Here is a 14699-nt window from a genome sequence, read left to right on the forward strand (position 1 = left end):
ACTCAGAACAGGCTGGGCCCGCGGCGGTCGAGCTGAGCTTCCCGGGTGAGCAGCGTAGCTGCCAGAATCATCGTGGCGATCCCGCCCAAGCTGATCGCGACCTGCATCAGGAAGCTGCTGGACACCTCTGCCAACAGAACCTGCCCGAGAAATGCCAACAGAACACCCAGGCAATAGATCGACAGCGAATTTTCACCGCAACGGATCATCGCCGTCGTCAACGGCGTGATCGCGCCGTGCCATTGTGGCGGCGCCAGCCGCGCGACGACAAGCGCCAGAGCCAAGAAGTGCAGCAGCCGTACCGGCGCCAAATGGCTCTTGTAGATCGGATAGATCAGCTTCGCGATCGACGACGGGACCAAGCCTTCCAGGCTCGAAAATTCCCAGCTCAACGCCACGGCGAGGCTGACCAGCAGATAAGCGAAAGCGAACAGAAGCAATAGCCGCGACCGTAGGATCGGCCGCACGCGTGGAGCTCCCTCGAAGGCGAACCAACCACCGATCACGAACAGGAATTGCCAAGCGAACGGGTTGAAATAGAGCTCGCCGCTCGGCCAGGCCGGAAAATGCCATTCGAACAGCTGCACCATCATGTAGACCGCAAAGGACAGGAGCAGCGTTGCCGTTGCGCTCTGGATCATCAACCACAGCAACAGTGGAAACGTCAGGTGCAGCAGCGCAAAGGTCAAGAGAATGTCGGTATTGACGGGGGCGTATTGCAGCATCGCGACATGAACGATGGCCGAACCGGGATCGCGAAAGAAAAAGCCGGTATTAGTATCGTCGAGGTAGCGCGTTCCCCCACCGACGACCCAGACCAGCGCGAAATAGGCAATCAGCAACACCAAGAACGCTGCATAAATTTCCCAAGCCCGGCGCAGCGAACGGATCGCTGTGGTGGCCCAACCTTGCTCGCGCAACGCTCCGCCATAGGCGAGCATGCAGGTATAACCGGAAACGAAAACGAAGATCTCGGATGTATCGCTGAAGCCATAATTGCGCAGGGTCAACCAAGCCAGCGAATTGTCCGGAACATGGTCGATGAAAATGAACCATAGCGCCAGTCCGCGGCAGGCATCGAGCCGCAAATCGCGGTGATGCTTGCCGGCATGAACCGCAGGCCCATCCGCAGTCCATGGACGAAGACCGGTCACGGTCACGCTCCCCTCTGCCCGAGATGCATCTTGCCGAGTCTCGGACGTCGACTGCAATCGATGCTTTCAAATACCAACGACCTCAGCGGCCTCTCTCAACAACACAAGAACAAATCGTGCACCCAGAGAAACACACCCAAAGATTGTCTATTTACCGTATTTACCCGGATTGATTGCATGTGTACGAGAAGCTGATTTGGAGCCGAAGCGGTCGAGGGGGGTTTTTCCGTGATCCATCGCGGGGTCGAATATACGGTTCTTGCAACGGCGGAACCGGACATTTGGGAATGGCGGTACGAGCTCGGCGGCCAAATCAAAACCGGTCGAACGCAGACGAGGCTCGCAGAGCTTGCCGCACGCCGGGTGCGGTCCAAGATCGATGCGGCTCTCCGCGCCGAGCGGGGGGCACCTTCTTTGTCCACGCCATCGCCATATCGCTCCGATCTCTCCGACGGCCGTTCGCAGTCTCTGCCCTGAGTCCAAGACCCTGGGTCCAAGGCGGCAGCGCAACGCCGTCCGCCGCTGTCGAATAGGAACCGGCGCGAGGCCGGCAGTCGTTGAGACAGATCAAGGTCTTCCGTCCGTGATCTGCAATGATTCCGCTCGAAGATCATACAGTTGCACCGGTGCGTAAAGCCTTGCGCTACCGGCTGGCAAGTCGTCCCCGACGGGCGGAGGAGCCTTGATGCCACATGCGGCCGAACAGCTGAGCTCCGCGTCGAACGAGCCGTCCGTGATCAGACGGCTGTGGTCGCTGGTGCGATCGATCGCGGCGCGGATTGACCTGTCGCATTTTCCACGCTCCTGTTGCGGCTGATAACCACTCGTATCGTATCTCCAACAGCGCTCTCGTCCGCCCCCCTGTCTCCTTTGACGGCTTTGCTATTGCCGGCCTGACCGGACGTACCACGGTTGTCAGGGCGGCCTCCGCCAAGCTCGACGGGCGGCCTTGAGCACCCGCAACCGATAGGACTATGCTGATGCCCGCCCTTCCAACAAAGATCCTGATCATCACCCTTGCTGCCGCCGCATTTGGACTGCGCCCAGGCTATGCCGCCGATGCGGACCATGGAGCAGATTTGGCCAAGCGGTGGTGCGCCTCCTGTCACCTGGTGGATACAGCGCAAAAGCAGGCGAGCGCCGACGTGCCGACATTTGCAGAGATCGCACAACGGTCGGACTTCACCGCGGAGAAGGTTGCGTTCTTTCTGCTCGACCCGCATCCGAAGATGCCGAATTTCCCGTTAAACCGAATCGAAGCCGGCGACATTGCCGCCTATATCGCCTCTCTTCGCAAATAGGACGGCGCAGGGAGCTCCGCGCCCGGCGAAGTGCGTCCGTGACACTTCGCCGCACGCGATGCCGCGGTGATGACATCCCGGCTTAGGGCTGCTTGTCGCCCGGCTTGGTCGAGGCAGACATCATGCTCGACGTGATCGTCCGCATGTGTTCGCCGGCATTGCTGAACTGGGTGCGCAGAAACTCCGATTGGATCCGCATCGCCTCCTCCAGTTCGGTCGCATGGACCAATTTGCGCGCGTGCTCGAAGGCGCTTTTCATGTTCTGCTCGGTGAGCGAGAGCGCTTGCTTCGATATGTCCGCCGCCGGTCCTGGTACCGCTGAGATCGACTTGCCGGCTGCGTCAAAGAACATCTGGAATGCCTTCTCGGCCTGCTCGATCGTCTTCTCGGCAAGGTCACGCAGTTCAGTCGGAACTTCCAGTTTCGGTTGGCTCATGGTCGCTGTCCTCCGCTGAGAAGATCCAATTATCATATCTGCGCGGATATCGTGTCACCAATCCGGAGTTCGGATTCATAGCGAATATCAGGGCCGTCACACTAGCCGGAAAACCGTCTGCGGTATTCCGACGGCGAGACGCCGAGGTGGCGGAGGAAAGCCCGGCGCATGCGTTCGTCATCGCCAAACCCCGCGCGCTTGGCCACCTCGAGCACGTTGCCGATCTGACGGCTTTCCAGCAGAAGTCGCGCAGTTTCGACCCGCAATGCTTCCACGCTGCTGGCCGGGGTCATCCCCGTGCGATTGAGATAAGTGCGGGCGAAGGTTCGGGGCGTCATCCCGGCCTTTGCCGCCAGCGTTTCCACGCGCAGGTCGCTCGCGATATTCTCGATCATCCAGGCGTGGAGCGCGCTGAAGCGGCCCTCTACGTCGGATGCCTGCGCCGCCAGGACGGTCGAGAACTGGCTCTGTCCGCCGGGACGCTTGAGGAATACGACCAGCCGCCGCGCAATATCGAGCGCGATCGTGTGACCGAAATCCTCCTCGATCATCGCCAGAGCCAGATCGATCCCTGCACTGACGCCGGCTGACGACCACACTCGCCCGTCCTGAACGAAGATCGCGTCAGGTTCGACCGTGATGTTCGGAAAGCTGTCCTGGAGGCGCGGACAATAACGCCAATGCGTCGCGGCACGCTTTCCATCCAAAGCGCCAGCCCAGGCCAGCGCGAAGGCGCCAAGGCAGACCGAGGCGATCCGGCGCGCCCCCGGCAGGGTGCGCGATATCCACTTCATGAGGACATCGTCCTGCCGCAGCTTCCAGATCCCCGGGCCTCCGGGGATCAGCAGGGTGTCGACTTGGTACGGCTTCACGCTCGCGATCGGCACCGTGTCGATCATCATACCGACGTCCGTCGGCACCAGGCCGCCCGATCTCGACACGTAATTCAGCGCGTAGTTCGGGCCCGGCAACTCGATCTCGCTGAGCTCGGCAAAGACCTGGGCCGGGCCTGAGATGTCGAGCAGCGTCACCCCGGGAAACGCGACGATCGCCACCTGACGCATCGGCGGCTTCTGAGGCGGGGAGCGCGATGACTTGGCAGGATTCGAGGGCATATTGTCCTTTAAGCCATCGGATGGCGGCCTGTATAGCTCGACGTGAGAGAGCTGGAGTTGCTGCCATGTCGCGCAAACTGGACGGTCGATACCAGACGATCGCCTCGCCCTGGGACGATTACGCCGTTTACAGCTTTCCGAACGCTTCCGAAGTCGAGCCCGCCGATCGACAGCCGATGATGGATGCGATGAATGCAATCATCGCCGTTAACTGGAAAGCAACCGAGCCGCATTGGAGCGCAGCATCCTCGCCGTTCGACCGCGGCTATGGCCTCATTCTGGTCTACGACCATTCCGGGCTCGTCGCGTTTTCAGTCTATCGTACGATGCGCATCGCGAACCGCGTGGCCATTTACCGCAGCGGTACCGAAGTTCTTCCGCCGCACCAAGGGCGCGGCCTGTATGGATTCTTCACCTCGCAGGTCTTGAGGAACGCGGATTCCGCGGATGCGGACGCTCCCATTCTTTATGGATGGCGGACCCGCAACCCGATCGTCTGGGCGGCCAACGCCAAGATCTGTGAAAAGGTCGCCCCCTCCTTGCTCGGCGACGCGCCGGATCCACAATTGCAGGCGGCGTGCATCGAAATGTGCGCGACGCTCTATCCGGGCAAGCAGCTCGAGGTTCCCGGCATGATCATGCGCGGCGCCTACGGCCACATCGAACATCACCGCCAGGACTATCGCGGCGCAGCATCACTGATCGATGCCGCCATGACGCGCCTGATCCCGGACTCCGCCGACGCGCTGTTCTCGGTCGGCTACGCGAGGCTGTGATGGCAACGCCTGGGCAACAAGCGATCCTCGCATCTCCCATCCGGCTCATCGATCGTGCCTATCTTGCGTGGGCCACTGTTGCGGTCGCTTATGCGATCGCATTCCTGCAGCGCGTGTCCCCTCAGACGATCGGTCTGAACTTCATGCGCGACTTCGGCACCGATGCTTCGGGCGTGGCGCTACTCGCGTCCAGCTACTTCTGGGGCTACACCGTGATGCAGATCCCGGCGGGGCTCTTGGTGGACCGCTACGGCGTCAAGCGCGTCGTGCTTTGCAGCATGGCAGCCTCCGCACTCGGCAGCGCCGCCTTCGCCCTGTCGCCCACACTCCTCGACGTCTTCATTGCACGGCTGATCGTCGCCTGCGGTGACGCCCTGGTCTTCACGGCCTTGCTCAAGCTCGTGGCACAGAGCTTCGCCGACGAGCGTTTCGGGTTCATGTCCGGCATTTCCCAGGTGTCCGGCTATGTCGGCGGCGTGGTCGCAACGACACCGTTGGCCGTTGCGGTCAGCGGCTTCGGATGGCGCGCCTGCTTCATCTTCATCGCCTGCATCGGCGCCGCCAACCTGGCCTGCGCGTCAGTCGCGGTAAAGCCTGCGCCGACGGCGCACACCGGCAAGACGCTGAAGAGTGTGTTGCTCGCGAGCTGGCAGGCGCTCGGCGCCAGCGCCAATTGGGGTTGCGCGATGACCTTCGCCTCCCATTTCGCCGTGGTGACGACACTATCCGGCGTCTGGGGCATCCCCATGGTCGCGCACTATTTCAATATTACGCCGTCGGCCGCGGGAACGCCGCTGCTTGCCTTCATGGTCGGCAATGCGCTCGGCTCGATCTTTCTCGGCCATACAGCGGACAAGACCGAGTCGCTGGACGGTGCGCTCATTTGGATCTGCCTGCTTCGGATGCTGTTCATCGCGATGCTGCTGCCGGCGCTCGCCCACACCTTCGGCCTGATCTACGTCGGGACGGTGTTTGCGGCACTGGGGCTGGTCGCCGGCGGCACCGTTCCGCTGGTGCTGAAATGTACGAAACGTCTCTACACCGCGGAGCTGATCGGGGTCGGGGCATCGGTGAATACGACGTCGGCGGGCATCTTCGCCGGCCTTGCCCAACCGGTGATCGCGCTGGCGATGATGACGGCGAGCGGGCTCGCCCCCGCGGCGATCCATTCAACGCGCATCGCGGCGAATGACGCCGGCTACGTCGCGCTGATCGTAATTCTGTTGCTCATGTCCCTGCCCGGCATCGCGGGGCCGCTGCTGATCCGGCGCAAGTTGATACTTCGTGCGTAGTCAAACAGAGGGGTCGGTATGTCGCGTTTGTATTTGCAAAAAGACGGGGTCCGCTCGAACTACCCGGTTAGCAGCTGGCAGAGCGTATTGTTTTCCGAATTTGAAGCTCAGATGAGCAGCGAAGCGCGTCCATTTCCCTGTGTATTCGGCGTCACCGGATATCGTCAGGATCAGCTCCGCTATCTCTTTCTCGATCCGTTCGACGTCAACGTTCTTGGTGAACAGCTCGCACTGTTCGTCTCCGAAAGTCGCTCACACGGCCCCAATACGTCGCTGCTGCTGTTCACCCGGCCGCGGCCCGTTCAGACCATGGATGCCTATTATCGGAAATTCTGGCTCACGCTGGATCAACTCGCTCGCATCGACAAGAGCCCGTGGCCCGCGGCCATTCCGGAAGCTGTCGATCATCCGATGTGGGAATTCTCGTTCGCAGGCGAGCCGATCTTCGTGGTCTGCAGCACGCCGGCCCATGTGATGCGCCAAAGCCGGCGCTCCAGCGCATTCATGATGACGTTCCAGCCGCGCTGGGTGTTCGACAAGATCCTGGGAACCGACAAGGCGGCAGCAGCGGCTTTCGGTGAGGTCCGCAAGCGGCTGGTTCCGTTCGATACGACGAGCCCCTCGCCGCTGCTCGGCCGCTACGGCCATCAGGAAGGGCGGGAATACAAGCAGTACTTCCTCTACGACGACAATCAGGCGCCGCCCGCCTGTCCGTTCCACAAACTTGCCCAGACCAAGACCTCGACCATCAAAGATACGGAGCAAGCCGCATGACCCAGATCATCGCTGGAACCAGGACTGATTTCTCGATCGATCCGGACATTCTCGCACTGCTTCCCGAGCAGGGCTGCATCGAGCTGCAGCACGATGCGGCCGGCAAGGTTCACGCCTTCCACACCCACCCGGTCGACGAAATTCTCGTCGTGATCAGGGGCCGATTGAACTTCAAATGGAATGGCGGAGAGCGGGTTTGCAATCCCGGCGACAAGATACTGCTACCGGCCGGGACACTGCATGAATCAGAGGCGCTGGAGGATGCGATCTACGCGATCGCGACGCGTCCGCCGGCAAGCCTGACCGTCGGACACTGATGCCGTCCGCGTCAGGAGAAGGGACGATCGGATTCGGGATCGGTCGAGAGCCGCTCGACCATTTCGATCACCTCGAAACGCTGGCTCGGCGCCAGCTTCAGGAACGCCTTCAAAAGCCGAAGGCTTTCCACTGCTTCGCTCGATGGGGCTCCGAGCTTGTTGTGCAGCTCCGCGATGATCGTGGGATTCTTCATCTCGCACCTTTGACGGGGAACGGTAATGGCAGTTCTTAGCAAACGTGAAGGCCTAGCACGCAAAGTCGATACTGCAGCCATTGAAGCTGAACGTCTCGGCTTGACAACGGCGACCTTGATCCTTCGGATGGCGCGTTTGGAAATCGACCGCGCGGAACCCGATGAGGTTGAAAGTATGCCAGCGAACAACTCCAGCAGCAAGCCGAACTGACCGGCAGGTCGGTTCGTGTTGGCAGCTTTTGAGCTATCTGGCAGCTTCTGGTCACCGAAGCCAGCAAAATTGGTCGATTACGGTGCTGATCGACCGGATTTTGGTACCGTTACGCTTGTCCGGCGTGTCCCAGGGCCTTAATCATTTCTGCGGAACGACATTGGGTTGCGGACGCGGCGGCGACGCAGCTCCGCTGTCGGGATTTACGGCTGCAGGAAATGCCATGCGGACCTACTTTTTTGACATGAAGGACGGCATTCCGACCAGGGATAGCACCGGCCTTACGTTCGCTACCCACGCCGGAGCCATCGAGCACAGCCGGAATCTGGCGCGCAGGTTGCGCCATGATCCTCGAATTACCAACCGGACGCTCTCCGTCGTCGTGGTCGATGAGTCCGGTACCGAGATCCACCGCGAGCCAGTTTACCCGATGGCAGCCGACGCCACCGTCAGCTGACGGCCTTTGGTGATTGGGAGCTTCGCTCCGGGAAATTGGCGAATTCGGTGGCCTGTGCTGGCCCTACCACAGCCACGGCACCAGCCGGTACCTCACCCTGCTCTGATAGGCCCGATAGCCGGGCAGATTCAGCCCCAGAAATCGCTCCTCGTCCAATAGCCGCCAGATCAGAAACGGAACGATGGTGCCGATGGTGAGCAGCCCCCACCACGATCCCAGCGCGATGGGAATTCCGGCCAGCAGAATCAGCGCGGCGGCATACATCGGATGGCGCACGATGGCGTATGGTCCGGTGGAAATGACCCTTTGATCGTTAGCAACCTCGATCGTCGCGGCAGCAAAACTGCTTTCCCGAAAGACCAGAAAAATGCCGGCAAAGCTGAGCAGGACAAGCGCGTCGCCGCCGACAGCGACCGGCGGCGCCATGTGGGACAGATCAAAACGGTGATCTAGGTTCTGTACTCATAAAGGGATTCCGTTAGCTGGCGAACAGTGATTCACTCCCGCAGAGATTTGGGGGGTGGGATGGCGCGGTTCGATCTGAGCGACGGAGAATGGGCTTTGATCAAGCCTCTATTGCCGAACAAGTCTCGCGGCGTCGCGCGAGTGGATGACCGGCGGGTCCTTAACGGCATTTTCTATGTGCTTCGAACGGGTTCGCCCTGGCGCGACCTCCCGGAGCGCTACGGTCCTTACACGACGGTCTATAACCGCTTTAATCGCTGGGCCAAGGCAGGCGTTTGGCTGCGGGTTTTCGAGACCCTGGCGGCCCGCTCGCCGCACTCGATGGCGCTGATCGACAGTTCAATCATCCGGGCTCACCAGCACGCTGCCGGGGGTAAAAAGGGGGCGAAGATCACGCCATCGGCCGTTCTCGTGGAGGACTGAGCACCAAGATCAACGCCGTCGTCGATGAGAATGGGTTGCCGGTTCGGTTGATGCTTACCCCCGGTCAGGCTCACGACTTGCGCGCTGCGTCGTTTCTGCTGGAAGGCCTCAAATGCCGCGATGTCGTCGCCGATCGTGGCTATGACGCCGATGCTCTCCTCCACATGATCCGGGCCAGCGGTGCCAAGGCTCATATTCCTTCAACCAGCCAGCGAGTGATCCAACGCTCTGTCAGCCGCCGCATCTATCGCCAGCGCAACCTGGTCGAGCGCTTCTTCTGCAAGCTCAAGCATTTCAGACGTATCGCCACCCGCTTCGACAAGCTCGCATGCAACTTCCTCGCTGCGGTCGCACTCGCCTCAGCGCGCCTCTGGACTAGAGTTTATGAGTCCACGCCCTAGCCCGGAGACCACGATGAGCCCGATAAACCCCACGGAGATGACCGCCATGATCAGCCGCTGGGCGGGCTCCTTCTCGGCAAAAGGTCCCCCCCTCATGCGACGCTCCAACAGCGCCCTGTCCCTTCTCAACAGGTCCAGCGTCATCGCGAGCGAGGCGGCAAAATAGACCAGAAGAAATAGCCACCCCTGCCAGTAATGCACCGTCCCTGCCGCCGCGAAGATCAAGCTCGCCATCACGACGATCAAAATCGCCAGGCTTGCAAATGCTTTTCGACCAAGGGCAGACATAGCGCAGCATACCATGATCGCTGGCCGGTTCGAGCCCGCTTCGCGCGAGCATCGCGACTATTGCTGCTTCTCCCAAAACGACAGCAGTCCCTGTGACGCAGAACCGCCGATGACGCAGGGAATCCCGACGGCGACTTGCCCGAGCGCAGCAGCCGATACGCAGCCGAGTGCAACCGCACCGACACCGAGTTGGCCCCAAAAATCAAGATTGCGGCGGGCATCGGATCCCTTGGTCTTGAGTTCCTCGACGGCGGCAATGGCATCCTTGCGGACAGCACCAAGCTGGACCGTGTCGGCCGCCTCTACCACCTCGGCCAAAGGCGCCTTGATCGGCTCCGACTGACGCGCAAGCTCGCCCCGCAAATAGTCACGCAGTTCGCCGTCGCGCACGGCATAGCTTGCCAGCGTATACCGCGCCATGCTGCCGATGCTCAACTTGTCCACGGTGTCGCGGCTCTTCGACCACGGTAACAGCTGCATGATGCGCTGGATCGGCACGTGCGACCCGGTCGCGAAATAATAGCCCCACAACGTGTCGAGCAGATCCTGATTGCCGGCAAAGCTCAGCCTGGTGTCGATCTTGCGTTCTTCCTTGGCAAAGGGATTTCGCGTGAACGCGCCACGCAACTTGTCAAGCACGCCCGGCTTCGGCTCCTCCAAGGGAATCTCGAGGAGCGTCGGCTGCGTTCCGTTCAGATAGCCCTCGATCATCACCCGCCGCGCCGGCAGGCGAGGCGCAACCTTGCGCATTAAATTGCGCCAGTCGGGCAGACCGGAATACGCGATCGCACGAACGATGACCCATTCATCCTCCGGCGGCACCGGAAAGAACCCGTTGACGAGCTGCTCGGCCTTCGCAGGATTTGAGCCGATCGCACCGGCGATGAATCCGAGATAGATCCCGGCATTCTCTGGTTCCTTGAACGTCTGGGAGTGAAACAGGACCCGCACGGCGGCCGGCACGTGAGCGTAATCCGGCTTGGTGCGATAGTTGTAGATCCACTGCTGAACGACGGCGAGCGACGCACGCGGATCGATTTCCGGCGTAACTGCAGCACCGGCCGGTTGGACAACAAGGCTCGCAAGGATCGCAAGAACAACGTAGCGCATGTGCTGCTCCGACGAAGGCGCCTCGGGCCTTGTCATGTCGGCGGCCCGGACGAGTAGGCGTTAGCGCAGCGACGCATTGCTCCCGCACTGCGACGATTCTGCGACGGCACGCCTCTCCATCGCGTCGAATTCGTGATGCCGTTCACAATTGCGCAACTTGCCCGTGTTCGACATCCTTTCGCCCCGCGCGGCTCCTTGCATCTACAAGTCGTTCAAGCAGGCACGGGCTGCACGTATGAACCTTCGGAGCTTGCCAAGCTGCGGTTCCAAGCCACGATCGTTGGCTGCGCTGCTTCTGGTCGCGACCATGAGCACATTCGCCGCATCCGGGACAGGAATTGCCGCACAGAGCACGATCGCCGTCGAGGGCAATCGCCGCATCGAGGCGGATACGGTACGCACCTATTTTCATCCCGATAGCAGCGGACACTATGACGCCGCCGCGCTCGACGCCGGCCTGAAGGCTCTGATCGCGACCGGCCTGTTCGACAATGTCACCCTCGAGCACGCAGGCGAACGGATCGTCGTCCATCTCACAGAGGCCAAGGTGCTCGACCGCGTGGCCTTCGAAGGCAATAAGAAGATCAAGGACGCCGATCTCGCTGCCGCCGTTCAGTCTAAACCGCGCGGCGGCCTGCAACGTGCCACCGTGCAAGGCGACGTCAACCGCATCATCGAGACCTATCGCCGCGTAGGGCGTGACGACGTGCGCGTCGTTCCCGAAATCATCGATCGCGGTAACGATCGGGTCGATCTCGTCTACAGCATCACCGAAGGCAAGAAGACGCCGGTGCGGAAGGTCGACTTCGTCGGCAACACGGCATTCGGCGCACGACAGCTCCGAGCCGTGATCAAGACCTCTGCCAGCAACATCCTGAGTTTCCTCACCGGCGGCGACGTATATGACGCGGATCGGCTCAACGAAGACCGCGAATTGCTCCGGCAATATTACCGCAAGCACGGCTATGCCGATGCGGCGGTGACCAAGGCAGACGCCGAGTTCGACCCCGCGAGCAACGGTTTCAACATCACTTTCGTCATTGACGAAGGCACGATCTATCAATTCGGCGACGTCGACCTGAGTTGCAACGTTCCCGGGCTCGACTGCAATCGGCTCCGCGACCGACTGCTCGTCCGCCGCGACACGCTGTTCGACGCCAGCAAGCTCGACAAGACCACGGAGGCGCTTACCACCGAAATGGCCAAGCTCGGCTTTCCGTTCGCACAAGCGGAGCCGCGGATCGCACGCGACGTGCCTGCGCAGCGCGCCAATGTCACTTTCGTGATCGACCAGGGACGGCGCGCCTATGTCGAGCGCATCGAGATTCACGGCAACAGCCGCACCCGGGATTACGTGATCCGGCGCGAATTCGATTTCGGTGAAGGCGACGCTTACAACAAGACTCTGATCGATCGCGCAGAACGGCGGCTGAAGAACCTGAACTACTTCAAGACCGTCAATATCTCGACGAGGCCAGGCTCCGCGCCTGACCGGGTCGTGCTTGATGTCGAGACGACCGATCAGTCGACCGGCGACTTCAACATTTCCGGCGGCTATTCGACCACCGACGGGCTACTGGCGGAAGTGAAGGTCGGCGACCGTAACGTGCTGGGCAGCGGCAACGCCGTCCAGGCTTCGGTCACCTACGGCCAATATGCGCGTGGCGCAGACCTCTCGGTGTCGGCCCCCTACAGTCTCGGCCGCGCAACGACAGGCGCAGAGGCCTTCGACCGACAGACGACGGTCAGTCCTTACCAGTCCTACGGTAGCAATACTTACGGCGGCACCTTGACCCTCGGCACGCCCGTAACCGAGCAGACCAACGTGCTCTGGCGCTACTCCCTCTACGATCAGAATGTCACGCTCGCGCCAACCGCCTCGAATGCGACCGTATCCCTCCCGGTGCGGCAAGCCGCTGCGGCTGGGCGACAACTCGTCTCGTCGGTCGGCGACACGGTCGCGTTCAACACGCTGGACAACAATACGATGCCCACCAGCGGCATCCGGTCTCAGCTCAGCCAGGACCTGGCCGGTCTTGGCGGCGACGTGCGCTTCTTGCGGACGACCGAGGACGTCAGCTACTATCATGCGCTCTCCAATGACCTCACTGGCATGGTCCGGGCCCAAGGTGGCTACATCACGGGCTGGGGTGGCCAGCAGGCGCCGCTGCTGAACAGTTTTTTCGGCGGCCCGAATTTGGTGCGGGGCTTTGCGCCGAACGGGTTCGGCCCGCGCGACCTGACGCCTGGCTCGACGATGGATAATGTCGGCGGCAGCCTATACTGGGCGACGACCGCCGAATTGCAGAGTGGCATCCCAGGTCTTCCCCAGGAATATGGCTTGAAGGCCTCGGCCTTTGTCGATGCCGGCAGCGTGTTCGGATATCGCGGCCCGACCCAATCTGTTCAGGTCGCGGACAAGAACGTCGTCCGATCGTCGGTCGGGGTCGGGCTGACCTGGGCCTCCCCCTTTGGGCCCCTCACAGTCGACTATGCGGTGCCCCTGAGTAAAGCGGCCTACGACGTCGTACAGCCGCTCCACTTCGGCGCGGGCGGATTTTAGTCGCCCAGCGCAGACTTCGCACTCCTGCGGGCATACGCTACCGGCCCGCGGGAAGCGCCAAACCTGTTCACCACGGGTAGTAGTAGGGATAAGCGCGCGGCCCGTAATAGTAAGGATACGGCGCGTAGTAAACCGGCGGTCCATAATAGTAGCCAGGTCCATAGTAGTAATAGCCGCCATACCGGTTGGCCGCGGCAATCGCACCGATGGTGCCGATCATTGCGCCCATGACCGCAAGGCCGGCCGCCGGATTGCTCCGATAGTAGTAACGGCGGTAGCGCCGGCGCGCGCTGAAATCCGTCGCGTCACTGCGTGCGCTCACTGCGATGCTTTGCTTGGCTGCTTGACCCGAGTTGCGCGCGAATGCCATCGGCGGCTCGAAAACGGTGAGCGCCATCGTTGCGACGATCGCAATCGTCAGAGGACGGCGTGTCGAAGAGAGTCGTTCTTTGCGGCTGAACATGGCAACTTCCCTTGTCAGACGGACGATAAATCGGCGGTAGCTCTTTGATACGCCAGCCCAAGGACGGCTGCTTGACGTGGGTCAATGCGGACCGCAGGGGGCGAGAGATACTTAATTTGTTCGGCAAGATCGTCGAGTGATGGCTCGCGGCCGTTGTCTATGCCGGTGAATGACGTCGGCCGATGGCGATCTCGCTCCGACGTCCGATCTGTGCGGCCTTCGGCGACGACGAAGGCGGCGCGGCACATAGCTGTTTGCACCGCACCGCACCACCAGGGGCGCCGATCTAAGGTCCCCACGCGCCCCGGGGCAAAATCGAAACCTGCTCGAGCAGCCGAGCGACAACATATGCTAGCGGCTGGTCGGCCCACGGACTGCGCAGGCGGACAGAGGCTTCTTGGGGACACGTTCGGTCGCAAAACCATAGACCAGCGCCAGGCGGTCCAGGCATTCGCGCAATCGCCGCGCGAAATAGTCGTTCCAGCGTTGGCTACACAGATCGCGCTTCTGTCCGACCTGCTCCATGCTCAGGCCCTGCACCAGCACATCGTGGACGATGGCCGCTCCGTCGGCACCGAGCTCCCGCTCGGCGCGGTTCAGCCGCAACACCGCCTGACGCTGGCCTTCGGTGATGGGCTCGCGGCCCTGCGCACCATCGATATGCTCTCGGGACGGATCGATAGCCCGCGGCCCGCGCTCCGCACGCTCCCAGTCATTCTGGAATGCGCGGCCGCCACGGTACTGCGCATCATCGATCTGTCGATGCGAATGCAGCCGCCCGAGAGGATCGTTACGTATCGAGCGGAGCGCCACGATCTTCTCGCCCGCCTCCAGCGCCAAGGGGTCATCGATCTCGACCGTCGCCACCTCGGCGTTGAATGGCAGGTCGCTCGCGCGACGATCATGGACCTTCGAAATACGATGGGATTTATTACGTCTGGCGCGTGCCATCACGAATC

At 61.6% G+C, this 14699-nt stretch carries 19 protein-coding genes; 10 read left to right on the forward strand and 9 right to left on the reverse strand.

What is annotated here, in order from left to right; translation table 11 throughout:
* Window positions 1-2 precede the first annotated feature (2 nt).
* A complete protein-coding gene (locus QX071_RS20975) occupies window positions 3-1154 on the reverse strand; it encodes an OpgC domain-containing protein (protein WP_315704579.1) in 1152 nt (383 codons plus the stop codon).
* Window positions 1155-1382: 228 nt separating this feature from the next.
* Between QX071_RS20975 and QX071_RS20980 the strand changes: the two genes are divergently transcribed.
* Together QX071_RS20980 and QX071_RS20985 are read left to right on the forward strand one after the other, a co-directional pair.
* Window positions 1383-1631, forward strand: coding sequence for a hypothetical protein (locus tag QX071_RS20980; RefSeq protein WP_315704580.1), 249 nt, complete (start codon window positions 1383-1385; stop codon window positions 1629-1631).
* A gap of 503 nt (window positions 1632-2134) precedes the next feature.
* Complete coding sequence (locus QX071_RS20985; RefSeq protein ID WP_315704958.1) at window positions 2135-2455, forward strand: cytochrome c; 321 nt, start codon at window positions 2135-2137, stop codon at window positions 2453-2455.
* A gap of 82 nt (window positions 2456-2537) precedes the next feature.
* On the opposite strand, the gene QX071_RS20990 is transcribed toward QX071_RS20985, so the two are convergent.
* Both QX071_RS20990 and QX071_RS20995 read right to left on the reverse strand, forming a co-directional pair.
* On the reverse strand, window positions 2538-2891 hold the full coding sequence (locus tag QX071_RS20990) for a phasin (protein WP_315704581.1): 354 nt from the start codon (window positions 2889-2891) through the stop codon (window positions 2538-2540).
* Window positions 2892-2992: 101 nt separating this feature from the next.
* The gene (locus QX071_RS20995; RefSeq protein WP_315704582.1) at window positions 2993-4006 is read right to left on the reverse strand and encodes a GlxA family transcriptional regulator; all 1014 of its coding nucleotides are present in this window, start codon (window positions 4004-4006) and stop codon (window positions 2993-2995) included.
* A 65-nt stretch (window positions 4007-4071) separates the two neighbouring features.
* Here QX071_RS20995 and QX071_RS21000 point away from each other — a divergent pair, with 65 nt between their 5' ends.
* From QX071_RS21000 to QX071_RS21015, 4 genes are all read left to right on the forward strand, one after another.
* Window positions 4072-4782, forward strand: coding sequence for a hypothetical protein (locus QX071_RS21000; protein ID WP_315704583.1), 711 nt, complete (start codon window positions 4072-4074; stop codon window positions 4780-4782).
* Window positions 4782-6074, forward strand: coding sequence for an MFS transporter (locus QX071_RS21005; RefSeq protein ID WP_315704584.1), 1293 nt, complete (start codon window positions 4782-4784; stop codon window positions 6072-6074). Before QX071_RS21000 ends, QX071_RS21005 begins: the two co-directional genes overlap by 1 nt.
* A gap of 111 nt (window positions 6075-6185) precedes the next feature.
* The gene (locus QX071_RS21010; protein ID WP_315704585.1) at window positions 6186-6848 is read left to right on the forward strand and encodes a YqcI/YcgG family protein; all 663 of its coding nucleotides are present in this window, start codon (window positions 6186-6188) and stop codon (window positions 6846-6848) included.
* Window positions 6845-7165: a cupin domain-containing protein gene (locus QX071_RS21015; protein ID WP_315704586.1), complete on the forward strand. Its 321-nt coding sequence runs from the start codon at window positions 6845-6847 to the stop codon at window positions 7163-7165. Before QX071_RS21010 ends, QX071_RS21015 begins: the two co-directional genes overlap by 4 nt.
* A gap of 11 nt (window positions 7166-7176) precedes the next feature.
* Here QX071_RS21015 and QX071_RS21020 read toward each other — a convergent pair whose 3' ends face one another.
* Window positions 7177-7359 carry a hypothetical protein gene (locus QX071_RS21020; protein WP_315704587.1) on the reverse strand — a complete coding sequence of 61 codons (183 nt, stop codon included), beginning with the start codon at window positions 7357-7359 and terminating at the stop codon, window positions 7177-7179.
* Window positions 7360-7384: 25 nt separating this feature from the next.
* Here QX071_RS21020 and QX071_RS21025 point away from each other — a divergent pair, with 25 nt between their 5' ends.
* Together QX071_RS21025 and QX071_RS34100 are read left to right on the forward strand one after the other, a co-directional pair.
* On the forward strand, window positions 7385-7570 hold the full coding sequence (locus QX071_RS21025; RefSeq protein WP_315704588.1) for a hypothetical protein: 186 nt from the start codon (window positions 7385-7387) through the stop codon (window positions 7568-7570).
* A gap of 223 nt (window positions 7571-7793) precedes the next feature.
* Complete coding sequence (locus tag QX071_RS34100) at window positions 7794-8027, forward strand: DUF6894 family protein (protein WP_409997627.1); 234 nt, start codon at window positions 7794-7796, stop codon at window positions 8025-8027.
* 63 nt (window positions 8028-8090) lie between these two features.
* On the opposite strand, the gene QX071_RS21035 is transcribed toward QX071_RS34100, so the two are convergent.
* Window positions 8091-8453: an isoprenylcysteine carboxylmethyltransferase family protein gene (locus QX071_RS21035; protein ID WP_315704590.1), complete on the reverse strand. Its 363-nt coding sequence runs from the start codon at window positions 8451-8453 to the stop codon at window positions 8091-8093.
* Window positions 8454-8552: 99 nt separating this feature from the next.
* Between QX071_RS21035 and QX071_RS21040 the strand changes: the two genes are divergently transcribed.
* A protein-coding gene (locus tag QX071_RS21040) for an IS5 family transposase (protein ID WP_315704591.1) occupies window positions 8553-9316 on the forward strand; the annotation gives its coding sequence in 2 pieces (ribosomal slippage) (window positions 8553-8877 and window positions 8877-9316; 765 coding nt in all).
* Here the strand turns inward: QX071_RS21040 and QX071_RS21045 are convergent.
* Both QX071_RS21045 and QX071_RS21050 read right to left on the reverse strand, forming a co-directional pair.
* On the reverse strand, window positions 9275-9604 hold the full coding sequence (locus QX071_RS21045) for a hypothetical protein (RefSeq protein ID WP_315704592.1): 330 nt from the start codon (window positions 9602-9604) through the stop codon (window positions 9275-9277). The two genes, QX071_RS21040 and QX071_RS21045, sit on opposite strands and share 42 nt — an antisense overlap.
* Before the next feature lie 57 nt (window positions 9605-9661).
* The gene (locus QX071_RS21050) at window positions 9662-10714 is read right to left on the reverse strand and encodes a hypothetical protein (protein ID WP_315704593.1); all 1053 of its coding nucleotides are present in this window, start codon (window positions 10712-10714) and stop codon (window positions 9662-9664) included.
* 235 nt (window positions 10715-10949) lie between these two features.
* Between QX071_RS21050 and bamA the strand changes: the two genes are divergently transcribed.
* On the forward strand, window positions 10950-13277 hold the full coding sequence (gene bamA, locus QX071_RS21055; protein ID WP_409977800.1) for an outer membrane protein assembly factor BamA: 2328 nt from the start codon (window positions 10950-10952) through the stop codon (window positions 13275-13277).
* Window positions 13278-13344: 67 nt separating this feature from the next.
* On the opposite strand, the gene QX071_RS21060 is transcribed toward bamA, so the two are convergent.
* Window positions 13345-13740: a hypothetical protein gene (locus tag QX071_RS21060; protein ID WP_315704595.1), complete on the reverse strand. Its 396-nt coding sequence runs from the start codon at window positions 13738-13740 to the stop codon at window positions 13345-13347.
* 351 nt (window positions 13741-14091) lie between these two features.
* Entirely contained in the window at window positions 14092-14691 is a 600-nt protein-coding gene (locus QX071_RS21065) for a DUF6456 domain-containing protein (RefSeq protein ID WP_315704596.1), read from the reverse strand.
* Window positions 14692-14699 lie beyond the last annotated feature (8 nt).

The sequence above is a fragment of the Bradyrhizobium sp. SZCCHNS1022 genome (genome assembly GCF_032484835.1).
Classification (GTDB): domain Bacteria; phylum Pseudomonadota; class Alphaproteobacteria; order Rhizobiales; family Xanthobacteraceae; genus Bradyrhizobium.